Here is a 21,154-nt window from a genome sequence, read left to right as displayed (position 1 = left end):
GCGGCAATGGACAGAAAGGAGAAGGCAAGATGGCAAAAGAATACGATGTCGTCATTCTCGGCGGAGGAACGGGTGGCTATGTGGCCGCCATTCGCGCCTCGCAGCTCGGGTTGAAAACGGCCGTTGTGGAAAAAGGGAAGCTCGGCGGCACGTGCCTGCACGCTGGCTGCATTCCGTCCAAAGCGCTGCTTCGCAGTGCCGAAGTGTACGCACAAACGAAAAATGGCGAGGCGTTTGGCGTCATCGCCGACGGCGTGCGCCTTGATTTTGCCAAAGTGCAGGCGCGCAAAGCGGCGATTGTTGAGCAGCTCCATAAAGGAGTGCAGCATTTGATGAAAAAAGGGAAAATCGATGTGTACGCCGGCACCGGCCGCCTGCTCGGCCCGTCGATCTTTTCCCCGCTGCCGGGGACGGTGTCGGTCGAAATGAACGACGGCAGCGAAAACGAAATGCTCGTCCCGAAATTCGTCGTCATCGCCACCGGTTCGCGCCCGCGCACGCTGCCGGGGCTCGAGCCGGACGGCGAATTCGTGATGACGTCCGATGAGGCGCTGCAAATGGAGACGCTCCCCTCGTCCATCTTGATCGTCGGCGGCGGTGTGATCGGCATGGAATGGGCGTCCATGCTTAATGATTTCGGCGTTGACGTGACGGTGCTCGAATATGCCGATCGCATTTTGCCGACAGAAGATGAAGACGTGTCAAAAGAAATGGAAAAACTGCTTCGCCGCCGCGGTGTCAACATCGTCACGGGAGCGCGGGTGCTCGCGGAAACGCTCGAGAAAGGAAACGGCGTCACGATCCAAGCGGAGCATCAAGGCGAGCGGAAAACGTTTACGGCCGACAAGATGCTTGTTTCCGTCGGGCGGCAGGCGAACATTGAAGGGATTGGCCTTGAGAACACCGACATCGTCATTGAAAAGGGATATATTCAAACGAACGAGTTCGGCCAAACGAAAGAATCGCACATTTACGCGATCGGCGATGTCATCGGCGGCCTGCAGCTTGCCCATGTCGCCGCCCATGAAGGGATTGTCGCCATTGAGCATTTGGCCGGGCACAACCCAGCGCCGATTGACTATACGATGGTGCCCCGCTGCATTTACACCCGTCCGGAAGCGGCGGCGGTTGGCTTAACCGAACAAGAGGCGAAAGCGAAAGGCTATGATGTCAAGGTCGGCAAATTTCCGTTTAAAGCCATTGGCAAGGCGCTTGTGTTCGGTGAGGCGGAAGGGTTTGTGAAGCTCATCGCCGACCGGAACACGGACGATCTGCTTGGCGTCCATATGGTCGGGCCGCACGTAACCGATTTGATTTCCGAAGCCGGTCTCGCCCGCGTGCTTGATGCGGCTCCTTGGGAAATCGCCCATGCGATCCACCCGCATCCGACGCTGTCAGAGGCCATGGCGGAAGCGGCGCTGGCGGTCGATGGCAAAGCGATTCATTTTTAACCGATTTCGCCGTATGCGCGCGGCGCGTGATCATTGGTTGACTATGTGAATCTAAGGGAGGTTGTTGCGATGGCGCAAAACCGTCATCAGGCGCTTGGATTAAGCGATGACACGGTGTTGGAAATGTATGAAACAATGCTTCTCGCCCGCAAGCTCGATGAACGGATGTGGCTGCTAAACCGCGCGGGGAAAATTCCGTTCGTCATCTCATGCCAAGGGCAGGAGGCGGCGCAAGTCGGCGCGGCGTTTGCCCTCGACCGGACGAAAGACTATGTCTTGCCGTATTACCGCGATGTGGGCGTTGTCCTGACGTTTGGCATGACGCCGAGAGAATTGATGTTGGCGGCGTTTGCCAAGGCGGAAGACCCGAACTCGGGTGGCCGGCAAATGCCTGGCCATTTCGGGCAAAAGAAAAATCGGATCGTCACCGGTTCATCGCCTGTGACGACGCAAGTGCCGCACGCGGTCGGCTTTGCGCTGGCGGCGAAAATGGAAAAGAAAGATTTCGTCGCCTTCGTCACCTTTGGCGAAGGGTCGTCGAACCAAGGCGATTTCCACGAAGGGGCAAACTTTGCCGGCGTTCATAAACTCCCAGTCATCTTTATGTGCGAAAACAACAAGTACGCCATTTCCGTGCCCATTTCGAAACAACTCGCGTGCGAAAAGGTGTCGGACCGCGCCATCGGCTATGGCATGCCGGGCTATACGGTCGACGGCACCGATCCGCTTGAAGTGTACCGAGTCGTGAAAGAAGCGGCCGACCGCGCCCGCCGCGGCGAAGGGCCGACGCTCATCGAGGCGGTGACATACCGGCTGACGTCGCACTCGTCGGACGACGACCACCGCGTCTACCGGACGGAAGAAGAGCTCGCCGAAGCGCGCGCCAAAGACCCGATCGTGTCGTTTGCCAACTATTTGAAAGAAACCGGCGTTTTGACCGATGAACAAGATGAAGAAATTCAAGCGCGCGTCATGAAAGAAGTGAACGAAGCGACCGACTATGCGGAGAAGGCTCCGTACGCCGAGCCGGAGCATGCGCTTCGCTACGTGTATGCCGAGGAGTAAGGGGGAATCGACGATGCCTGTTATTTCCTATATTGATGCCGTCACGATGGCGATTCGCGAAGAAATGGAACGAGACCCGCGCGTGTTTGTGTTAGGAGAAGACGTCGGCCGAAAAGGCGGAGTGTTCAAAGCGACGCAAGGATTGTACGAGCAGTTCGGCGAAGAGCGCGTCATCGACACGCCGCTTTCCGAGTCGGCGATCGTCGGCGTCGGCATCGGCGCGGCGATGTACGGCCTGCGCCCGATTGCCGAAATTCAGTTTGCCGATTTTATCATGCCGGCGGTCAACCAAATCATTTCGGAAGCGGCGCGCATCCGCTACCGCTCGAACAACGACTGGAACTGCCCGATCGTCATCCGTGCCCCGTACGGCGGCGGCGTTCACGGTGCTCTGTACCATTCTCAATCGGTGGAAGCGATTTTCGCCAACCAGCCTGGGTTAAAAATCGTCATGCCGTCGACGCCATACGATGTGAAAGGGCTGCTGAAAGCGGCGATTCGCGACGAAGACCCAGTGCTCTTTTACGAGCATAAACGCGCCTACCGCCTCATTAAAGGGGAAGTGCCGGAGGACGACTACGTGCTTCCGATCGGCAAGGCGGACGTCAAGCGTGAAGGCGATGACATCACCGTCATCACGTATGGGCTGTGCGTCCATTTTGCCTTGCAGGCGGCCGAGCGCGTCGCCCAAGACGGCATTTCCGTTCACCTGTTGGATTTGCGCACCGTCTATCCGCTTGACAAAGAAGCGATCATCGAAGCGGCGAGCAAAACAGGAAAAGTGCTGCTCATTACGGAAGACAACAAAGAAGGCAGCGTCATGAGCGAAGTCGCCGCCATTATCGCCGAGCATTGTTTGTTTGATCTCGATGCGCCGATTATGCGCCTCGCCGGCCCGGACGTTCCGGCCATGCCGTATGCGCCGACGATGGAAAAATTCTTTATGATCAATCCAGAAAAAGTCGAAAAAGCGATGCGCGAATTAGCGGCGTTTTGAGGCGAAGACATTGCAGCCAAGATAGGAGGGTATCGATGTGGCCATCGAACAATTGACGATGCCTCAGCTTGGGGAAAGCGTCACGGAAGGCACGATCAGCAAATGGCTCGTTTCCCCGGGCGACAAAGTGAACAAATACGACCCGATCGCTGAAGTCATCACCGATAAAGTGAGCGCGGAAATTCCGTCGTCGTTTGCCGGCGTCATTCGCGAGCTGATCGCCAAAGAAGGGGAGACGCTCCCAGTCGGCGCGCCGATTTGCACGATCGAAGTCGAAGGCGCTGCACCGGCTCCGGAAGCGAAGCCGGCGGATGAAGCGCCGAAAGCAGAAGACAACGCGGAACCAGCCGCTCCGAAACAGACCGGCCGGGCAAACAACGGCCGCTATTCGCCGGCCGTGCTCCGCCTTGCCCAAGAACATGGCATTGACCTTGAACAAGTGAAAGGCACCGGCCTTGGCGGGCGGGTGACGCGCAAAGATTTGCTGAAGCTCATTGAGTCTGGACAAATTCCGAAAGCGGGAGCGGCACCGGCGGCGGAACAAGCGGCGCCAAAAGCGGAACCGAGAGCGGAACAGACGGCCCCGGCCGCCGCGGCGGCTCAACCGTCTGCCGCGCCAACTGCGCCGCAAGCAGCGCCGGTCAAACTAGCGGCCCCGAACGTCGAAGCCGGAGCGGGCGACATCGAAATTCCGGTCACCCCGGTGCGCAGAGCGATCGCCGCGAACATGCTCCGCAGCAAACACGAAGCGCCGCACGCGTGGACGATGGTCGAAGTCGACGTCACCGACCTGGTCGCCTACCGCGATGCGATCAAAGACGAGTTCAAGCGGCGTGAAGGCTTCAATTTGACGTATTTCGCCTTCTTCGTCAAGGCGGTCGCCCAAGCGCTGAAAGAATTTCCACAGCTGAACTCGACGTGGGCGGGCGATAAGATCATTCAGCGCAAAGACATCAACATCTCGATCGCCGTCGCGACCGATGACGCCTTGTTCGTGCCCGTCATCAAGCACGCCGATGAGAAAACGATCAAAGGCATCGCCCGCGAAATCGCCGAACTGGCGGCGAAAACGCGCGCCGGCAAACTGCGCCCGGAAGACATGCAGGGCGGCACGTTCACCGTCAACAACACCGGCGCGTTCGGCTCGGTGCAGTCGATGGGCATTATCAACTACCCGCAAGCGGCCATTTTGCAAGTGGAAACGATCGTCAAACGCCCGGTCGTGAAAGACGGCATGATCGCCATCCGCGACATGGTCAACTTATGCTTGTCGCTTGACCACCGCGTCTTGGACGGCCTCATTTGTGGACGCTTCCTCGCCCGCGTCAAAGCGATTTTGGAAAACATGAACAAAGACAACACGCCGATTTATTAACGATTCCCCCATCGCCATCGGTTGGCGGTGGGGGTTTTTGTGTGGCGCGATTTCAAACTTCTTTCACAAATGTGAGGTATAATGAGGGCGGAAACAAACGTGCGAAGGAGAAAAACAAGATGAAACGAGCGAGCGTGTGGATGCTGTTGTGCTGGTTCTTTCTGCTAAGCGGCTGCGTCCATCCGTCGTTTCCCCCGGTGGCCGATTCGCTTTCCGTCGTCATCAGCCTCGATGTCAAAGCGGGAACGGTCACCTTTTTGAACGCGAAAAATGGCAGCAAAATCGCCCGTTGGAACATCAATGAACCGTTTCAAGGCGGGGCGTTGAGCCCAGACGGCCGGACGCTTCTTTTGTACGGACGGGAGCTTGACGGCGTATATCGGTATGATTTGGCGACGGGAAAGCCGCTTTCAGAGTGGAAAACGGGAAGCGGCATCGTCAGCGCGGCCCCGTCCCCGGATGGCCGTACGTGGTTTTTCGGCGACAGCGAACATCACGCGGTGCGCGTTGTGAGCCGGGGCGGAAAAGAGATCGCCCGCCTTTTGGTCGGACGCTCCCCGATGACGCTGCTTGTCAATCGCCAAGGAACGGAGATGTATGCCATCGACTTTCAAGACGGCCGCGCTTTTGTCATTGATCCGAGGCGCCTTCGTGTCATTCGCTCATTTTCGGTGCCGAAGATGGCGTTAGGTGGATTGATGCGCGAGCAGCAAGGGGAATTGTGGGTCGGCGGACATGGAAGCGGAAGCAAGGTGGAGACCAATATCCATGTCTATTCACTTCGAGACGGCCGCTTGTTGCGGACGGTTGCTGCGCCGGTCATGCCGGTCGATTTCGTCGAAACGGGCCGCGGCGTGTTTGTGCTAAGCCACGGTTCGAACACGGTCTATCAATTTTCGCCAAGCGGGAAGCGGCTCGGCTCCATCTCTGTCGGCGCCAATCCATTTGCGATGGAAGCGGCGTTGGGCCGTTTGTATATCGCGAGCTATGACAGCGATGAAATTATCGTGGTCGATGAGGCGACGTTGCGTCCGCTTGTCCGTTGGAAAACAGGGGATGGCCCGCTGCAGCTATTCATTCGGGAGGGACGAACATGAGCGAACGAACCGTTTTAATCGTCGATGATGAAGAAGAAATGCGCCTGCTCGTTGGCATGTATTTGGAAAACGCCGGCTTTCGCTGCCTCGAAGCAGGGGACGGGGAAGAAGCGCTGGTGCTGCTTTCGCAACATCCGGTTGATGCCGTGCTGTTGGACGTCATGATGCCAAAACAGGACGGATTCGCCGTCTGCGCCCGCATCCGCGAGCAGTCGGACGTGCCGATTTTGTTTTTGACCGCGCTTGGCGAAGAATGGGACAAAGTGAAAGGATTGAAGCTGGGAGGCGACGATTACATCGTCAAACCGTTCAGCCCGGGAGAGCTCATCGCCCGCCTTGAGGCGGTGCTGCGCCGGGTGCAGCGCGTCCGCGAGCACGACGGACGGCTGCAATTTGGCGACCTTGCCATCGACGAAAAAGGCCGAACCGTGACCGTTGGCGGCAAACCGGTGAAATTGACGTTGAAAGAGTTTGAGCTGCTGCTGTTTTTGGCGAAGCACCGCGGTCAGGTGTTCAGCCGCGACAACTTGCTCGTCAAAGTGTGGGGATATGATTATACAGGAAACGCCCGCACGGTCGATACGCATGTGAAAACGCTGCGCATGAAGCTGAAAGACGCCGCTCGCCATATCCAAACCGTCTGGGGCATCGGCTACAAGTTTGAGGGATGAACATGAAACGGCTTCGGTTAGGACAAAAACTATGGCTGTCGATCGGCGCCGCGGTCGTGGTGACGCTGGCGTTTTCTTTTGGTCTTCTCAATTATTTTTACCGGACGGTGTACATGAAAGAAGTTGAGCGAACGTTGATCGCGGAAGGGACGAGCCTCGCCCGCGACTATCGCGGCGGGGCGGTGACGGAGGCATATCGCCGTCAAATCGAATGGTATGACGAAAAATCAACGGCCACGATCTTGTTGATTGACAACCCGCGCGAACTGAGCGCCTGCTTTCCGTTTCCGGTCCACTATGACGCGTTAGTCAGCGGCCGCGACCGGGAAACATTGTTAGCCGGGAAGCCTGTTGTCAAAACGGGATACGAAAAGCGGTTCGGCCGCCGCGTGATGGCGGTCGTCGTTCCGCTTTTGGACGGCAAGCGGCTTGAAGGAGCGATTTACTTGTATTTGCCGTTAGCCGACGTTCAGGAAGCAACGAAGCGGGCGGCCGCCGCGTTTTGGCCGTTGGCCGCCATATTCGCCGCCGCGCTTTTGGTTGTCGGCCGACGGATGGTGCGGCAGATGACCGAGCCGCTGCAGGCGATGGAACAAGCGGCAGAACGCATGGCGGAAGGACGCTACGAAGCGGACATCCCCGTGCGGAGCGATGATGAAATCGGCCGCCTGGCGGAGGCGTTCAACCAAATGGCGGACGCCATTGCCAAAGAAGACGAGCGGAAGCGCGAGTTTTTAGCGAACGTCTCGCATGAGCTGCGCACGCCGCTCAGCTATATGAAAGGATACAGCGAAGCGCTCCTTGCTGGCCTCGCGAAAACGAAGGAAGAAGAAAAGGCGTACCTTCGCCTCATCCACCGCGAAACGGAGCGGATGGAGCGGCTGGTGCGCGATCTTCTTGACCTGGCGCGCCTTGAAGGGCAAAGCGTGCCGCTCGAGCGCGAGCCGGTGGCGTTCGCCCAAGTGATCGAAGATGTCATCGCCACGTACGAACCGATCGCCGCGCAAAAGCGGATCGAGCTGGCGTGCGAGTTGGACTATGACATCATCGTCAACGGCGACGCCGACCGGCTCGAACAAGTCGTGCGCAACTTGCTTGACAACGCCATCCGCTACACCCCAGAAGGCGGTGTGGTGACGGTGCGGCTTTCCCGCTTGTCGGAAGCGGAAGGCGAGCTTGTCGTCCAAGATACGGGCAAAGGCATTCCAAAAGACCAGCTCCCGTTTCTCGGCCAGCGCTTTTTCCGCGTCGATCGCGCCCGCACTCGCAAAGAAGGCGGCACCGGCTTGGGGCTTGCCATCGTCAAACAAATCGTCTCTCTTCATGATGGCTCGATTCGGTTCGACAGCGACCTTGGACGCGGGATGACCGTATTCGTCCGCCTGCCGCTCGTTCGGGAAGAGGAATAAACATCGTTCAAGACACAGGAATGGATGGTGTATAATCAATATAAAATTAGGAGGCAGGTGGAGGATATGGGTTCACCAGAAAAGGAACAGGCCCCTATGACGTACAAAGAGTATGCGACATGGCCGGAAGGAAAACGGTGCGAGGTGTTGGATGGGAACATCATCAGCATGGCGCCGTCGCCGACACCGGAACATCAATCCGTTTCGCTCCAACTTTCCATTGAATTCGGGATGCATCTTCGTGGGAAGGATTGCCGCGTGTTGGCCGCCCCGATCGATGTGTATCTTTTCGAAGATCATCGAAAGGGATGGATGGATGAAAACGTCCGAAACTGGGTATGCCCCGATCTTGTCGTCATCTGCGACCAAAACAAAATTCAAAAAAACCGCATTGTCGGGGCTCCGGATTTGGTCGTCGAGATCTTGTCCCCCGCCACGGCCAAAATCGACCGGATGGACAAACGGATCGCGTACGAGCGGGCCGGGGTGAAGGAATATTGGATCGTTGACCCGGCGAATCAAGTGGTGGAAGTGTATTTGCGCGGAAAAACAGGAAGATTGGAACTTCATGGAGTGTACAACCGGGATGACGCCGTTTTGGTTCATGTATTGAAGGATTTCGTGATCGATTTGCGAAACATTTTCCAATGAATAAATGGCAGTTGAGATTTTCGCTAAGCGGCGATTTGGAGGGGGACGAGGGAGCATCGTCCAAGAGAGCATGCAACAACGCCCTCTTCCTTTCATGTTTTTTCAGGGCTTCTTGGAGGATTTGTGAATCGTTGAGATGGTGTTGTTTCGCCAAGTCATCGAGCCATTTCGGGATCGTTCATGTTTTTTTGACCGCTTTGTTTTCCATTTCATGGCGAAATGGTGGCATCAGCAAGTTGTTTGCCTTTTTGTTCATTGCCCAAACGCGGCCGATGTACTACAATAAACATAGAAACCGTTTTTTCCCACACGAGGCGTCATCAGCGCTTCGTTCTGAGCAGACGGGTTCGAGAGGGAAAGGTGCGGCTTGAAAAGAAAGCGGTTTCTTATGTCTGGAAGGCAAAGGGGGATCGGAATGAGCGATGTCGCAAAGATGAAGGAAGCGGCGTTTCCGGCTCCGAGGGTGGAGGAGTGGGAGCGGGAAGCGGAAAAGTCGCTGAAAGGCAAGCCGCTCGAGCGGCTTGTATCGATGACGTACGAAAACATTGCGGTCAAACCGCTCTATACGCGCCGCGATGTGGAGGCGCTCGGCCCGCTTGAGCAGTACCCGGGCTTTGGCCGCTATGTGCGCGGGGCGCGGCCGGAAGGGTATCGGGGCGAGCCGTGGAAGGTGAGCCAGGAGATTTCGGCAGCGAGCCCGTCCGACTGGAACGAGGCAGTGAAGCACGACTTGGAGCGGGGGCAGACGGAAATCCATCTTGCCCTTGGTCGGCTGCCGTTTGCCGTCGAGTCGGTTGATGATGTGGCGGCGATGTTTGATGGCGTGCCGCTCGATCGCTATTCGCTCCGTGTGGACGCCGGGGCGCGGTCGCTTTCGTTTTTGGCGCTGCTTGTCGCTTATTTCAAGGAACGGGGAGTGCCGCTATCGAGCGTACGGGGCGCGATCGGCATGGATCCGCTCGGAGCGTGGGCGGAACAGGGGACGCTCCCGTGTTCGCTTTTGCGGCTGTATGATGAAATGGCGGAAGCAACGAAGTGGACGAAGGAACAGATGCCTGCCGTCCGCACGATTTTGGTGCGCGGCGAGCCGTACCATAACGGCGGGGCGAACGCCGTGCAGGAGCTGGCGTTTGCGCTGGCGGCGGCGGTCGAGTACATCCGCGCCGGGCTGGATCGGGGGCTGACGGTGGATGACATCGCGACACGGATGCAAGCGTCGTTTGCGGTTGGGGCGGACTTTTTTATGGAAATCGCGAAACTGCGGGCGGCGCGGCGCTTGTTTGCTCAAGTGATGGAGGCGTTTGGCGGCGGTGAATCAGCAAGGCGGATCGAGCTGCATGTGCGCACGTCGCCCTTTACGAAAACGGTGTACGACCCGTATGTGAACATGCTCCGAGCGGCGGCGGAAGCGTTTGCGGCCGTTGTCGGTGGCGCCGATGGCGTGCACGTGTCGCCGTTTGACGAGGCGATCGGACTCGCCGATGAGTTTTCTCGGCGCATCGCCCGCAACACGCAGCTCATTTTGCTCGAAGAGGCGCATGTGGCGAACGTCATCGATCCGGCAGGCGGCTCGTATTATGTGGAAACGTTGACCGCCAAGCTCGCCGAAGAAGCGTGGAAGCTGTTCCAGCGTGTGGAGGAAAAAGGCGGCATGGCGAAGGCGCTCGAAGACGGCTTCGTGCAGACGGAAGTGGAAGCGGTCGCCAAGCGGCGGCTGGATCGTGTCAAGACGCGGAAGGAAAGAATCGTTGGCACGAACGTGTACGCCAATTTGGAGGAAACGCCGGTCGAAAAACCGAAGCAAGACGCAGCGAACGTGGCGCCGCCGCTGGATGAAAAGCGGGTGGCCGAGATTCGCAGCGCGCTTGTCGGCGGAAAGTGGATGGAAGCGGCGATTCGTGCGGCCCGCCATCGAGCAACCGCTCGGGAGATCGCAGCGGCGCTTGCTGACGGAAACGCGTCCATCCGCATTGCGCCGATTCACGCATGGCGCTTGGCCGAGCCGTTTGAGCAGCTGCGGAAGGCAGCCGAGGAGTATGCCGAACGCACGGGAAGCCGGCTTTCCGTTCACTTGATCAATATCGGGCCGCTTGTCCGCCATCAGGCGCGCGCCGATTTCATCGCCGGGCTGTTTGCGGCCGGCGGGGTGGCGGCTGAGCGGAGCGATGGCTTTGCCTCGGTCGCGGAAGCGGTCGAATGGGTGCAAAGCACGAGCGGGACGCATTATATCGTGTGCGGCGCCGATGACGATTACCCGGCGTTCGTTCCAGCGTTGGCTCGGGCGTTTAAGCAAGCCAAGCCGAACGCGAAGCTGTATGTCGCCGGAAAGCCGCCGGAAGAGCTTGAGAGAACGTACGCGGACGCGGGCGTGGACGGATCGATTCATCTCGGTTCGAACGCGTACGATGTGATCGTGGCGTTTCTAACGGAAAGAGGGGTGGCGTTGGATGGCGAAGTACGTTGATTTTGCCAACATGACGCTTTCCGCCATAGCGGCCGATGTGGATGAGAAACAGTGGAGAGACGCGGTGGAGCGGCGCGTGCAAGCGTCGATCGATGAGCTGTTGTTTCAGACGAACGAACACATTGCGGTGAAGCCGCTTTATACAAAGGAAGACATCGATGGGCTTGATTTTCTTGATTCTATGCCCGGCTTGCCGCCGTACTTGCGCGGGCCGTACCCGACGATGTACGTCGTGCGGCCGTGGACGATCCGCCAATACGCCGGCTTTTCGACCGCCGAGGAGAGCAACGCCTTTTATCGGCGCAACTTGGCGATGGGGCAAAAAGGGTTGTCGGTCGCCTTTGACCTGGCCACCCATCGCGGCTATGACTCCGACCATCCGCGCGTCGTCGGCGACGTCGGCAAAGCGGGGGTGGCCATCGACTCGGTGCTCGATATGAAAATTTTGTTTGACGGCATCCCGCTCGACCAAATGTCAGTGTCGATGACGATGAACGGGGCGGTGCTCCCGATTATGGCGTTTTACATCGTCACCGCCGAAGAGCAGGGAGTGACGCAAGACAAGCTGTCCGGCACGATCCAAAACGATATTTTGAAAGAATATATGGTGCGCAACACGTACATTTATCCACCGGAGATGTCGATGCGCATCATCGCCGACATTTTCGCCTATACGGCCAAATACATGCCGAAGTTCAACAGCATCAGCATTTCCGGCTACCATATGCAAGAAGCCGGGGCGCCGGCCGATTTGGAGCTGGCGTACACGCTCGCTGACGGGCTTGAGTACGTGCGCACCGGCTTGAAAGCCGGCATTGACATCGACTCGTTCGCGCCGAGGCTGTCGTTTTTCTGGGCGATCGGCATGAACTACTTTATGGAAGTGGCGAAACTGCGGGCGGCGCGCCTCATGTGGGCGAAAATGATGAAAACGTTCAATCCGAAAAATCCGAAATCACTCGCTCTCAGGACGCATTCGCAAACGTCGGGTTGGAGCTTGACTGAGCAAGATCCGTTCAACAACGTCGTGCGCACGCTCATCGAGGCGCACGCGGCGGCGATGGGGCATACGCAGTCGCTCCATACGAACGCCTTGGATGAAGCGATCGCCTTGCCAACCGACTTCTCGGCGCGCATCGCCCGCAATACGCAGCTGTACTTGCAGGAAGAAACGGGCATTTGTCGGACGATCGACCCGTGGGCCGGTTCGTATTACGTCGAGACGTTGACGAACGAGTTGATGAAGCGGGCGTGGGCGCATATCGAAGAAATCGAAAGCTTAGGCGGGATGGCGAAAGCCATTGAAACCGGCATCCCGAAAATGCGCATCGAAGAAGCGGCGGCCCGCCGCCAAGCGCGCATCGATTCAGGAGCGGAAACGATCATCGGCGTCAATAAATACCGCCCGGAAAAAGAAGAGCCGATCGACATTTTGGAAGTCGACAACACCGCCGTGCGCCAGCGGCAAATCGAGCGGCTGAACGAGCTAAAGGCGACGCGCGACAACGAGCAGGTCGAAGCGGCGCTTGACGCCATCACGAAAGCGGCGGAAACGGGCGAGGGGAACTTGCTCGAGCTTGCTGTCCAAGCGGCGCGCGTCCGGGCGACGCTCGGGGAAATTTCGTATGCGATCGAAAAAGTGGCGAGCCGTCATCGCGCCGCCATCCGCTCGATCAGCGGCGTTTACAGCTCGGAATACAAAAACGAAGCGCAGCTGGAACGGGTGAAGCGACGGGTTGAGCAGTTCGCCGAACTCGAAGGACGCCGCCCGCGCATCTTGATCGCGAAAATGGGGCAGGACGGCCATGACCGCGGGGCGAAAGTCATCGCCACGGCGTTTGCCGATTTAGGATTTGACGTCGACATCGGCCCGCTCTTCCAGACGCCGGAAGAAACGGCGCGCCAGGCGGTCGAAAACGACGTGCACGCTGTCGGCATCAGCTCGCTCGCCGGCGGGCATAAAACGCTCGTGCCGCAGCTTGTGGCGGAGCTTGAAAAACTCGGCCGCGGCGACATTCTCGTTTTTGTCGGCGGCGTCATCCCGCCGCAAGACTACGCGTTTTTGTATGAGCACGGCGCCGCCGCCATCTTCGGGCCGGGAACCGTGATTCCGGAGTCAGCGGAAAAGGTGTTGGAGGAAATTTACGCCCGGCTTGGCTATGAGGAAGTGAACCCATGAGCGGGGAAGAGAAACGGCGGGAACAGGAAAGCGGCCAGAGCGCAGCTTCGGACGGGCAGCCGCGGCGCCCGGAATGGGCGGACGACAATGGCTTGTCGTCGTACGTGCAAGCCGAGCGCCCGCCGGCGCCAAAGCGGGTCGTGAGACGGAAAGAGCGGTCGGTCGAAGAGTACGTCCAAGGGGTGCTCGCCGGCGACCGCACCATTTTGGCGCAGGCGATTACGCTTGTCGAAAGCAATGCGTCTAGGCATATGGATCTTGCCCAGCAAGTGCTCAATGAACTGCTTCCGCACGTCGGCCGCTCGATTCGCATCGGCGTCACCGGCGTGCCGGGGGCGGGAAAAAGCACGTTCATTGAAGCGTTTGGCACGTTTTTATGCGAGCAAGGGCACCGTGTCGCGGTGTTAGCCGTCGACCCGACAAGCTCATTGACCGGCGGCAGCATCCTTGGCGACAAAACGCGGATGGAGGCGCTTGCCCGCCATCCGCACGCCTTCATCCGTCCATCTCCATCCGGTGGGGCGCTTGGCGGCGTGCATCGGAAAACGCGCGAGACGATGATGCTGTGCGAAGCGGCCGGCTATGACATCATCCTCGTCGAGACGGTCGGCGTCGGGCAAAGCGAGTTTGTCGTCCGCGGGATGGTTGACTTTTTCCTGCTGCTCGCCTTAACCGGCGCCGGCGATGAGCTGCAAGGCATGAAGCGCGGCATCATGGAGCTGGTCGACGCCATCGTCATCAACAAGGCGGACGGCGATAATAAAGAAAAAGCGCGGATGGCGCAAAACGAATACAACCAGTTTCTCCATTACCTCCGCCCGGCCACGCCCGGCTGGGAGACGAAAGCATACACATGCTCGGCGCTGTTGGGCGAAGGGATCGCCGACATGTGGCGCGTCATTCAAACGTTTGTCGAAACGACAAAGCGATCCGGCGTCTTTTTTGACCGCCGCCGCCAGCAGCAAAAAGACTGGATGCACGCCATGATCAAAGAATATATCGAAACGCGCTTTTTCGCCGACCCGATCGTGAAAGAAAAGCTCCCGATGCTCGAGAACAGCGTCATTTCCGGCGCCAAGCCGGTCACCGCCGCCGTCCGCGAGCTGATTGAAGCATACGAACGGAGCCTCGGCGGCGAAGTATGATATGATAAAGGCAAACCGAAGGAGGTGTTGAGATGTTCCAATTTCAATTTCCGCTCTATCACGACATCGTCGAACAAGCGCGGCGTGAAGCGGTCGAAGCCGGATTTGAAGAGCTGCGCACGCCGGAAGACGTCGATGCGGCATTCCGCCGTCCGGGCACCACGCTTGTCCTCATCAACTCCGTATGCGGCTGCGCCGGCGGCATCGCCCGTCCCGCAGCGGCCCATGCCGTTCACTACGACAAGCGCCCGGACCATTTGGTGACCGTCTTTGCCGGCCAAGACAAAGAAGCAACCGCCCGCGCGCGCGAATATTTTGTCGGCGAGCCGCCATCCTCGCCGTCGTTCGCCTTGTTAAAAGACGGGAAATTGTGCGCCATGCTGCACCGACACGACATCGAAGGGCACGAACCGGTCGCTGTCGTGCAAAAGCTGCAGGCGCTGTTCGATGAATATTGTGAGGAAGTGTGAAAGGAGAACCCGAAGTTCGAAAAGGGACTTCGGGTTTTTGCATGACCATTATTGTTTGTGATAATATAAAAAGAGATCGGAGACAGGCAAACAGCAGTGCATATGATCATCATTTTAGCAGGCTTCTCTTGCGATCAACTTTTTCTCTTGTTTCTATCAAAAACCAAAAACTAAAAAAAGGATCATCTTTTATGGAGTTATATGATGTTAGTCATTGGAAAAAAGATGAGGAGCGGCAAGCTTCTGGGACAAGAGAGAAGTTTTGGTTAATTAATCCAGATAATAAACGTCGGTATCTATTTAAAGGCTCTTCACCACAACATGTACTTGACAAGCAATACGGTTTCCTGCCCAAAGATGTGCAAAAATCACTGATTTGTTGATTTTCCCTCACAAGCGTAAATAGAGTATGTTCAGAAAAAATCAAGTACAACTTTTGGTGAAGAGCCTATTTAAAATTCCTAAGGAAAATACTGGGGAAGCGTGGGCAGAGGTTGTTGCATCCAAAATCGGCCAACATATAGGGTTAGATATGATGAAGGCCGATTTAGCTGTTTACGATGGAACAATAGGTATTTTATCTGAAAATTTCGTCTTATATAATGAGGAATTTTATGAAGGTGGCGATTTGTTCTTTACAATTGAAGAGAGTTTTGATCGCCGCAATTTAAAACATTATCATTTTCTGAATGTAATAAAAGTGTTGTCTGGATTTCATCTTGAAAAAGAATTTGTCCAAATCCCTGTATTTGACGCGCTAATCGCCAATCAAGATCGTCACTGTGATAACTGGGGGATTATTGTTCACCACACTAGCTGCAAGCTTGCACCTATATAAGTTGAAACTTTGTTTTACATCCAGTAGAGCGCCCGCCGCATTCTACCAAACTGACTTGTATGAAGGAAAACAGAATCGAGCAATCGGAAAATCTTTATTACAACTTATATATATATGATAACGGGGCGTCGCTAAGATACCAATTGAAGGAAGAACGTATTCTAAAAATGTTTCAAGATCAGAGAATGTTCGAAGCTTTTACAAATCGGAGTTTTTCTTTAATCGGACTTCCTCATAAGAAGAAGCCTAAATATAAAGAATTACTAAGTTTCATTTATGAATTGTATCCAAAAGAAATGAAGAAGGAAATTGATCGTATCAGTCAAATAAATGAGCAACAAGTCACAACTGTTTTAGATGGTGTTTCAGAAAATGTCATGAGTAAAATTTACAAAGAATGGGTATTAAAATTATTACAGTATCGAAAAGAATGGCTCGTAAATTGGTATATGGAGGTGAAATAAGCGATGCGCCCTTTTGTGCTTTGGTTAATTTGGCAAAATGAATGTACTCGGCAGCGATATCATATTGGAAACTTATTACACGATGGGGATAAGTATGTATTTTATTATGAACGCAGCAGGAAGAGAAGAGGACTGTTCGAAGCACTAGAAAACGGTTATCAACCTCATTTGTCGTTTCCGGATATAGGAAAAAAATACGTTTCTAACAGATTGTTCGGGCCTTTTGAGCGGCGTTTGCCTGACCGGCGCCGTCCGGATTTTTTAGAAATTTTGCGGACATACGGCTTGCCGCGCGATTGTACAGATATGGATATGTTGCGAGCGACTGGTGGTAAACTTGCGACAGATTCTTATGAATTTGTAGCGCCAATTTATGTATGGGGAAATCATTTCGATTTTGATTTTTATGTCGCCGGTTGGAGGTATTATGAGGGAGATCAAGTGGTTCAACATCTTAAAGTGGGAGATGAGGTGCATTTTCGGTTAGAGCCGGAGAATAGGCAAGATTCTAAAGCAGTAGAAGTGTTAACAGATGAAGGGTGTAAGCTAGGGTATATTCCTGCTTTCTATAGCGAGTTTATGTTTAACCTTATTCAAAACAACGGGCGTTATATGGCGAGAATTGAATCAATTCATGTTGAGGCTTTTCCTCAGCGCAAAGTAAATATAAGTGTCTACGGCGAGTTCCTTCCGTCTTATCAGACGCAAGATCTCGATATGTTGCATCAAATATCGTTAGAAGTGATTTAGTCTGTTCACTGTTTTCTGAAGTGAGCATGTTTGATTTCAGATGAATGAATATGTCCACGAAATCGAAGCGCTGCTGCAAAACATCAAAGAAGAAGTGATCGACCGTGATGTATGGAATGAGCCCGACCGTGTTTGAACGGCTGATGGCGTATTTCGCGGGCGAAGAAGATATACAAAAAGTCGTTTTGTTCGGCTCGCGGGCGCGCGGCATGGCCCGCTACAACTCGGACATTGACTTGTGCATTGACTAGACCGGAAAACAGAAGTGGAAAATCAAAGAGGATCTTGACGAGATTGTCGGCATTTACTCATGTGATGTGCTCTTTTTCGACGCGCTGAACGAAGCGATCCGGCGCGAAATCGAGCGCGACGGGAAGACGATTGATGACAAAGCCCGCTCATAAACTATTTTTGTTTAGGATGGTCTGTCCCGTATCGGGGAGATGAGGTGGGGGCTGTACGGGTGTGTCCAACGAACGGAGACCACACCAGCAAGCCCCCACATTCCTCTGTTGGGTTCCGCCCTCGTTTACCAAAACTCCCGTCCAATCAAAACGGCGGCGATCACAATGCCCGCCCCCAGCCACATCATGGGGAGAAGGAGGGACAGCGAATCGGCCGGCGCTTGAAACAAAAACAGATGCGGCCACGGCATGAACGTCCCTTGCGTCGCGACTTCCATAAAGGTATAGACCGCGATGACGGACAAGGCGACATCCAGGCTGCCAAAGACGCCTAACAAGGCAAGCCCAATCAACTGGTAAAACAAAAACAACAGAAACAGGTGCCCCAACACGGGAGCGGTGAGAAACATCGTTCCTTGAATCCCTATGACCGCCGCGACAAGAAGAGCGATGCATCCCCCATGCAAAACGGCATAGCGGACCAAGTCGAAGACGACCGCTTTCCGGTAATGCCATACCAACGCGTCTTTCGCCCCTTCGTCGTACAAATGGCGGTACAAAAAGACGAGATGCCATCCGGCGATCGGCACGGCAATGCCTTGGATGACGGTGTACGGCAAAAACGGTTCGTCGGAGCGGGCGGACAAGACCGCCATCAACCCGACGCACAGCCCATACACGAGAAACGGAAACCAGTACAATCGGCCGAGCAAGCGGCGGTCAAAAGAAAAATGATGGGCGATCGTTTTTTTATCCATGCGCTTCCGCTTCTTTCAACAACGCCAAATATCCGTCCATCAGCCGCGGGGCGACAGGCCGGCCGATGGGTTGTTCGGACAAGACGCGCACGACGACGTGGGAAGGCTCTTCGCTCATTTGAACGACTTCGTTGGCGGCCATAACCGAGTCAAGCTCCTCCAATGGCACGTCCAACTCATACGTATAAGGGGCGGCTTTTTGCTTGAGCTCATCGGGACTGCCTTCAAACAGCACCACGCCGCGGTCCAACACCCCGATTTTCGTGCACAAAAATTCAATGTCCTCGACAAGGTGCGAAGAGATGACGATCGTATGATCGTGCCCCAGCCGCTTCAACAAATTGCGAAACTGCACGCGCTCGCGGATGTCAAGCCCGGCCGTCGGCTCATCAAACAGGAGGATGGACGGCTCCCGAAGCAGCAGCATGGCAATGCCCACCCGCCGCCGCATGCCGCCGGACAGCTCGCGCATTTTTTTGTTGAGGTGCGAAGACAAGTTGACTTGTTCGATGACCTTCTCGATTTTGGAGCGGCAGGCGGCGGGATGTTCCCCTTGCAAGACGGCGAGATGCTCAAGCACTTCATACATCGTCAGCTCCGGATACATCATAAACTCTTGCGGCAAATAGCCGATCTCGTTCACCCGCTTCACCCTCGTGCCCGTGCTGATCGGCTCGTCTCCGAGCGACACCCGTCCGGCATTGAACTCCAACAGCCCGGCCACAATGCGCATCAACGTCGTCTTGCCGGCCCCGTTTGGCCCCAGCAAGCCGTACACGCCGGAGAGGGTGAGGGAGACATCGGATAAAATCGGCTTCTTTTTCACGATTTTCGTCAATCCTTCAATGACGACCGTCAACGCCGTTCACCTCCTGCATCATCGCAAAGACGCGGTCCCATGTCAGGGCGTCGTCCATGTTCTTATACCACGTCCGCAAAAATTGCTGTTTTTGGTCGACATCCAGCGGCTGAAACGCCTCATAAATCGATTCAATCTGTTTCTGCACGGATCTCGGCTGCGACTCGAACCACTCGCTTTTGGAGCTCCAGTCGATCACCGAAAGGCCTTGTTTTTGCATCAGCCAGCGGGTGGCCAGCGAAATCCACTCGTTGTACATGATCCGCGATCCTTTCGGCGGTACGGAAAGACGGAGCATTTTTTCATAATAATCTCGTTCCATATGATAGGTGCCAATCGAAAAAAAAATTCGTGTTATAGACAAGATGGTCATGGGCCATAAACGAGGATAGCCCCGAGCTGGAGAACACAATCCTGTTTGGCAGCGATGAGACCGCCGTGGATGCGATTTGTTGGACATGATGAAACGTTTTTTCCAACTGGCGGATGACCGTCGGCGCCCGTTCCGCCATGTGCGGCCAGTCAGCCGGGTAGGTGATCTCATATCCTTGATCGACGAGTTGATGCCCTTGCCCTTTGATCAAGGTGACCGCCTGCGCTTTCCCTCGGTAAACCGTCCCCCGCTTTGGCACATTGCAAAACAGCACATCGCCGTCCACGTTCAAGGTAAAGGTGTACGTTTCATTCGGAACGAATTGATCGGTGAACGCCCCATCCCAAGCTCTCGTTCCCGCCACCCGATATTCATAAGCCTGATACATGTGCGAAGCTCTCCTTTTCGGATACCACGCCCGGTCCGCCAGCAGGACGATGCGGCCGTTCGTGTACGGAATGAGCGCCGTGTCGACGATCTCATAGGAAAAGGTGAGCGTCGAGGCGCGTTTCGGCAGCCGCACGGTCACGAGATCGCCGTTTCTCGTAAACGTGATGGGCTGATGGTCCGCTTCGATCGAGTGGAGCGGATACAAATGGTATAGTTGAAACGTGGGCCGGTTCGTGTCCAACTGGGACAAGGCCACGCGCACGACCGCGCGCGATCCATGCAAGGAAATGTCATACGACTGGATGCGGTAGCGCAAATCGGCCTTGATGGTTTGCGGCATTCGACGGTACTCCTCGAGTTCGGTCGTCTGATCGGCCCGGGTGAACGCCTTGGTGTTCGTTTGCAAGGAGCTGTAGGCGGTCAAGACGATGAGAACGGGAAAGACAAGCAGCGCTTTAAGAATCGTATGCCGCTCCTTTCTCGTCTGCGCAAAGCGGATCGACGACAGCAAGGCCAGGCCGAGAAGGACGAGAAGCCACGTGGCTAGTTTCCATTCCCCGCCGCGGTCGACCTCAAACCCGATGTAGGAATCATACGCTTGTTGAATCGCGTGTTTTCCGATAAACAGCAGCGACGCCCAGTCGCGGGCATGAACGGTTTGGGACAGATCGATGAACAGCTCGGTCGTCATCGGGCCGGTCAGGATCCACACAAGCAACATAGCGAAAAAACTGACCTTTTTCGTTTCCAACAGCAGCGCGATGATGACGCCGTACAGGACGGTGAGCACGAGCGGTCCGAACTGGTAGACGACGAGAAACCGAAGCAACGACCCATACAGATCCGAAGGCTCCACCCCAACGAAGAGATACACGAGTGAAAAAACGCCGTAGCTCATCATCAGCATGATCCCTTGGCACAGCGCATGAACCGCCAGCAAGGCGCTCATTTTCTCCAGCAGAATCCGGTAGCCGTCGGCGAACCATGACGAAACGCCGTAACGAAGCTCGTTGGAGTAGAGAAAGTAGAACCATACGATGTAAAAGAGCGAAACGATTTGGACAAGCATGAACACTTCAGAAGGCAAATCTCCAGAGTATTCCATGCCTGCATTCATATCGTCTGAAAAGAATAAAAAGAACCTGACAAGCAGCAAAACAAAAAATAGGATGCTGGCGCCAACATATAACTTGCTTTTCAACAATCGTTTCCAATAAAAAACAAACAGCCATTTCCATCTCATCACCGATCAACCGCTTTCTTTCTGAAAAGTTGACAAAAGAAAAATGCGGTCAGGGATCGCACCATTCTTTTTAGGCGTATCCCTGACTCCCTCATCATCCG

18 protein-coding genes and 3 pseudogenes are annotated in these 21,154 nt (G+C 55.5%); 17 read left to right on the top strand and 4 right to left on the bottom strand.

Going from position 1 to position 21,154, the window contains the following annotated elements; all coding sequences use genetic code 11:
• Positions 1-29 precede the first annotated feature (29 nt).
• From lpdA to GZ1_RS00495, 8 genes are all read left to right on the top strand, one after another.
• Complete coding sequence (gene lpdA, locus GZ1_RS00530) at positions 30-1,451, top strand: dihydrolipoyl dehydrogenase (protein WP_060787679.1); 1,422 nt, start codon at positions 30-32, stop codon at positions 1,449-1,451.
• Between the two features lie 69 nt (positions 1,452-1,520).
• Positions 1,521-2,516 carry a thiamine pyrophosphate-dependent dehydrogenase E1 component subunit alpha gene (locus GZ1_RS00525; protein WP_015375359.1) on the top strand — a complete coding sequence of 332 codons (996 nt, stop codon included), beginning with the start codon at positions 1,521-1,523 and terminating at the stop codon, positions 2,514-2,516.
• A gap of 13 nt (positions 2,517-2,529) precedes the next feature.
• The gene (locus GZ1_RS00520; RefSeq protein WP_060787678.1) at positions 2,530-3,513 is read left to right on the top strand and encodes an alpha-ketoacid dehydrogenase subunit beta; all 984 of its coding nucleotides are present in this window, start codon (positions 2,530-2,532) and stop codon (positions 3,511-3,513) included.
• Between the two features lie 37 nt (positions 3,514-3,550).
• On the top strand, positions 3,551-4,888 hold the full coding sequence (locus GZ1_RS00515; protein ID WP_060787677.1) for a dihydrolipoamide acetyltransferase family protein: 1,338 nt from the start codon (positions 3,551-3,553) through the stop codon (positions 4,886-4,888).
• Positions 4,889-5,007: 119 nt separating this feature from the next.
• Positions 5,008-5,985 carry a YncE family protein gene (locus tag GZ1_RS00510; RefSeq protein ID WP_033004865.1) on the top strand — a complete coding sequence of 326 codons (978 nt, stop codon included), beginning with the start codon at positions 5,008-5,010 and terminating at the stop codon, positions 5,983-5,985.
• Positions 5,982-6,656: a response regulator transcription factor gene (locus GZ1_RS00505; RefSeq protein ID WP_033004863.1), complete on the top strand. Its 675-nt coding sequence runs from the start codon at positions 5,982-5,984 to the stop codon at positions 6,654-6,656. Before GZ1_RS00510 ends, GZ1_RS00505 begins: the two co-directional genes overlap by 4 nt.
• Before the next feature lie 2 nt (positions 6,657-6,658).
• Positions 6,659-8,065 carry a sensor histidine kinase gene (locus tag GZ1_RS00500; protein WP_015375355.1) on the top strand — a complete coding sequence of 469 codons (1,407 nt, stop codon included), beginning with the start codon at positions 6,659-6,661 and terminating at the stop codon, positions 8,063-8,065.
• 66 nt (positions 8,066-8,131) lie between these two features.
• Positions 8,132-8,716, top strand: a complete 585-nt coding sequence (locus GZ1_RS00495) for a Uma2 family endonuclease (RefSeq protein WP_015375354.1) — start codon at positions 8,132-8,134, stop codon at positions 8,714-8,716.
• Positions 8,717-8,810: 94 nt separating this feature from the next.
• Here GZ1_RS00495 and GZ1_RS19480 read toward each other — a convergent pair.
• Positions 8,811-8,945, bottom strand: a pseudogene (locus GZ1_RS19480) (type II toxin-antitoxin system HicB family antitoxin); the annotation flags it as partial.
• 186 nt (positions 8,946-9,131) lie between these two features.
• Between GZ1_RS19480 and GZ1_RS00485 the strand changes: the two are divergent.
• The 9 genes and pseudogenes from GZ1_RS00485 (at position 9,132) to GZ1_RS00450 (ending at position 17,430) form a co-directional block, all read left to right on the top strand.
• Entirely contained in the window at positions 9,132-11,180 is a 2,049-nt protein-coding gene (locus GZ1_RS00485; RefSeq protein ID WP_060787676.1) for a methylmalonyl-CoA mutase family protein, read from the top strand.
• Positions 11,164-13,359: a methylmalonyl-CoA mutase gene (scpA, locus tag GZ1_RS00480; RefSeq protein ID WP_060787675.1), complete on the top strand. Its 2,196-nt coding sequence runs from the start codon at positions 11,164-11,166 to the stop codon at positions 13,357-13,359. The genes GZ1_RS00485 and scpA overlap by 17 nt, the downstream gene beginning before the upstream one ends.
• Positions 13,356-14,504, top strand: coding sequence for a methylmalonyl Co-A mutase-associated GTPase MeaB (meaB, locus tag GZ1_RS00475; RefSeq protein WP_060787674.1), 1,149 nt, complete (start codon positions 13,356-13,358; stop codon positions 14,502-14,504). Before scpA ends, meaB begins: the two co-directional genes overlap by 4 nt.
• A 32-nt stretch (positions 14,505-14,536) precedes the next feature.
• Positions 14,537-14,974 (top strand): BrxA/BrxB family bacilliredoxin, encoded by a 438-nt coding sequence (locus tag GZ1_RS00470; protein WP_020756259.1) that lies wholly within the window; start codon positions 14,537-14,539, stop codon positions 14,972-14,974.
• A 41-nt stretch (positions 14,975-15,015) separates the two neighbouring features.
• Positions 15,016-15,357: a hypothetical protein gene (locus GZ1_RS19475; RefSeq protein ID WP_255211258.1), complete on the top strand. Its 342-nt coding sequence runs from the start codon at positions 15,016-15,018 to the stop codon at positions 15,355-15,357.
• A 26-nt stretch (positions 15,358-15,383) separates the two neighbouring features.
• Positions 15,384-15,812 carry a HipA domain-containing protein gene (locus GZ1_RS00465; RefSeq protein WP_020756257.1) on the top strand — a complete coding sequence of 143 codons (429 nt, stop codon included), beginning with the start codon at positions 15,384-15,386 and terminating at the stop codon, positions 15,810-15,812.
• Positions 15,813-15,979: 167 nt separating this feature from the next.
• On the top strand, positions 15,980-16,276 hold the full coding sequence (locus GZ1_RS00460) for a HipA domain-containing protein (RefSeq protein WP_223810927.1): 297 nt from the start codon (positions 15,980-15,982) through the stop codon (positions 16,274-16,276).
• A gap of 3 nt (positions 16,277-16,279) precedes the next feature.
• The gene (locus GZ1_RS00455; protein ID WP_020756988.1) at positions 16,280-17,026 is read left to right on the top strand and encodes an HIRAN domain-containing protein; all 747 of its coding nucleotides are present in this window, start codon (positions 16,280-16,282) and stop codon (positions 17,024-17,026) included.
• Positions 17,027-17,133: 107 nt separating this feature from the next.
• Positions 17,134-17,430 (top strand): annotated as a pseudogene (locus tag GZ1_RS00450) (nucleotidyltransferase family protein).
• Positions 17,431-17,555: 125 nt separating this feature from the next.
• Here the strand turns inward: GZ1_RS00450 and GZ1_RS00445 are convergent.
• The 3 genes and pseudogenes from GZ1_RS00445 to GZ1_RS00435 form a co-directional block, all read right to left on the bottom strand.
• Positions 17,556-18,188: a hypothetical protein gene (locus GZ1_RS00445; protein WP_060787673.1), complete on the bottom strand. Its 633-nt coding sequence runs from the start codon at positions 18,186-18,188 to the stop codon at positions 17,556-17,558.
• Positions 18,181-19,047, bottom strand: coding sequence for an ATP-binding cassette domain-containing protein (locus GZ1_RS00440; RefSeq protein WP_060787672.1), 867 nt, complete (start codon positions 19,045-19,047; stop codon positions 18,181-18,183). Before GZ1_RS00440 ends, GZ1_RS00445 begins: the two co-directional genes overlap by 8 nt.
• A pseudogene (locus tag GZ1_RS00435) lies at positions 19,031-21,053 on the bottom strand (ABC transporter permease). The gene GZ1_RS00440 and the pseudogene GZ1_RS00435 overlap by 17 nt, the downstream one beginning before the upstream one ends.
• Between the last annotated feature and the right edge of the window lie 101 nt (positions 21,054-21,154).

The organism is Geobacillus zalihae NBRC 101842 (assembly GCF_001544135.1).
GTDB classification, from domain to species: domain Bacteria; phylum Bacillota; class Bacilli; order Bacillales; family Anoxybacillaceae; genus Geobacillus; species Geobacillus zalihae.
The sequence above is the reverse complement of the archived record's forward strand: the minus strand, read 5'-3'. Positions and strand labels throughout refer to the sequence as shown.

What these genes read in the sequence shown, in the direction of transcription:
- GZ1_RS00470 (WP_020756259.1), top strand. Translation starts at nt 14,537, where the DNA reads ATGTTCCAATTTCAATTTCCGCTCTATCACGACATCGTCGAACAAGCG.
- GZ1_RS00505 (WP_033004863.1), top strand. Translation starts at nt 5,982, where the DNA reads ATGAGCGAACGAACCGTTTTAATCGTCGATGATGAAGAAGAAATGCGC.
- GZ1_RS00495 (WP_015375354.1), top strand. Translation starts at nt 8,132, where the DNA reads ATGGGTTCACCAGAAAAGGAACAGGCCCCTATGACGTACAAAGAGTAT.
- GZ1_RS00485 (WP_060787676.1), top strand. Translation starts at nt 9,132, where the DNA reads ATGAGCGATGTCGCAAAGATGAAGGAAGCGGCGTTTCCGGCTCCGAGG.
- meaB (WP_060787674.1), top strand. Translation starts at nt 13,356, where the DNA reads ATGAGCGGGGAAGAGAAACGGCGGGAACAGGAAAGCGGCCAGAGCGCA.
- GZ1_RS00525 (WP_015375359.1), top strand. Translation starts at nt 1,521, where the DNA reads ATGGCGCAAAACCGTCATCAGGCGCTTGGATTAAGCGATGACACGGTG.
- lpdA (WP_060787679.1), top strand. Translation starts at nt 30, where the DNA reads ATGGCAAAAGAATACGATGTCGTCATTCTCGGCGGAGGAACGGGTGGC.
- GZ1_RS00460 (WP_223810927.1), top strand. Translation starts at nt 15,980, where the DNA reads ATGTTTCAAGATCAGAGAATGTTCGAAGCTTTTACAAATCGGAGTTTT.
- GZ1_RS00520 (WP_060787678.1), top strand. Translation starts at nt 2,530, where the DNA reads ATGCCTGTTATTTCCTATATTGATGCCGTCACGATGGCGATTCGCGAA.
- GZ1_RS19475 (WP_255211258.1), top strand. Translation starts at nt 15,016, where the DNA reads ATGACCATTATTGTTTGTGATAATATAAAAAGAGATCGGAGACAGGCA.
- GZ1_RS00445 (WP_060787673.1), bottom strand. Translation starts at nt 18,188, where the DNA reads ATGGATAAAAAAACGATCGCCCATCATTTTTCTTTTGACCGCCGCTTG.
- GZ1_RS00510 (WP_033004865.1), top strand. Translation starts at nt 5,008, where the DNA reads ATGAAACGAGCGAGCGTGTGGATGCTGTTGTGCTGGTTCTTTCTGCTA.
- GZ1_RS00500 (WP_015375355.1), top strand. Translation starts at nt 6,659, where the DNA reads ATGAAACGGCTTCGGTTAGGACAAAAACTATGGCTGTCGATCGGCGCC.
- GZ1_RS00465 (WP_020756257.1), top strand. Translation starts at nt 15,384, where the DNA reads ATGTTCAGAAAAAATCAAGTACAACTTTTGGTGAAGAGCCTATTTAAA.
- scpA (WP_060787675.1), top strand. Translation starts at nt 11,164, where the DNA reads ATGGCGAAGTACGTTGATTTTGCCAACATGACGCTTTCCGCCATAGCG.
- GZ1_RS00455 (WP_020756988.1), top strand. Translation starts at nt 16,280, where the DNA reads ATGCGCCCTTTTGTGCTTTGGTTAATTTGGCAAAATGAATGTACTCGG.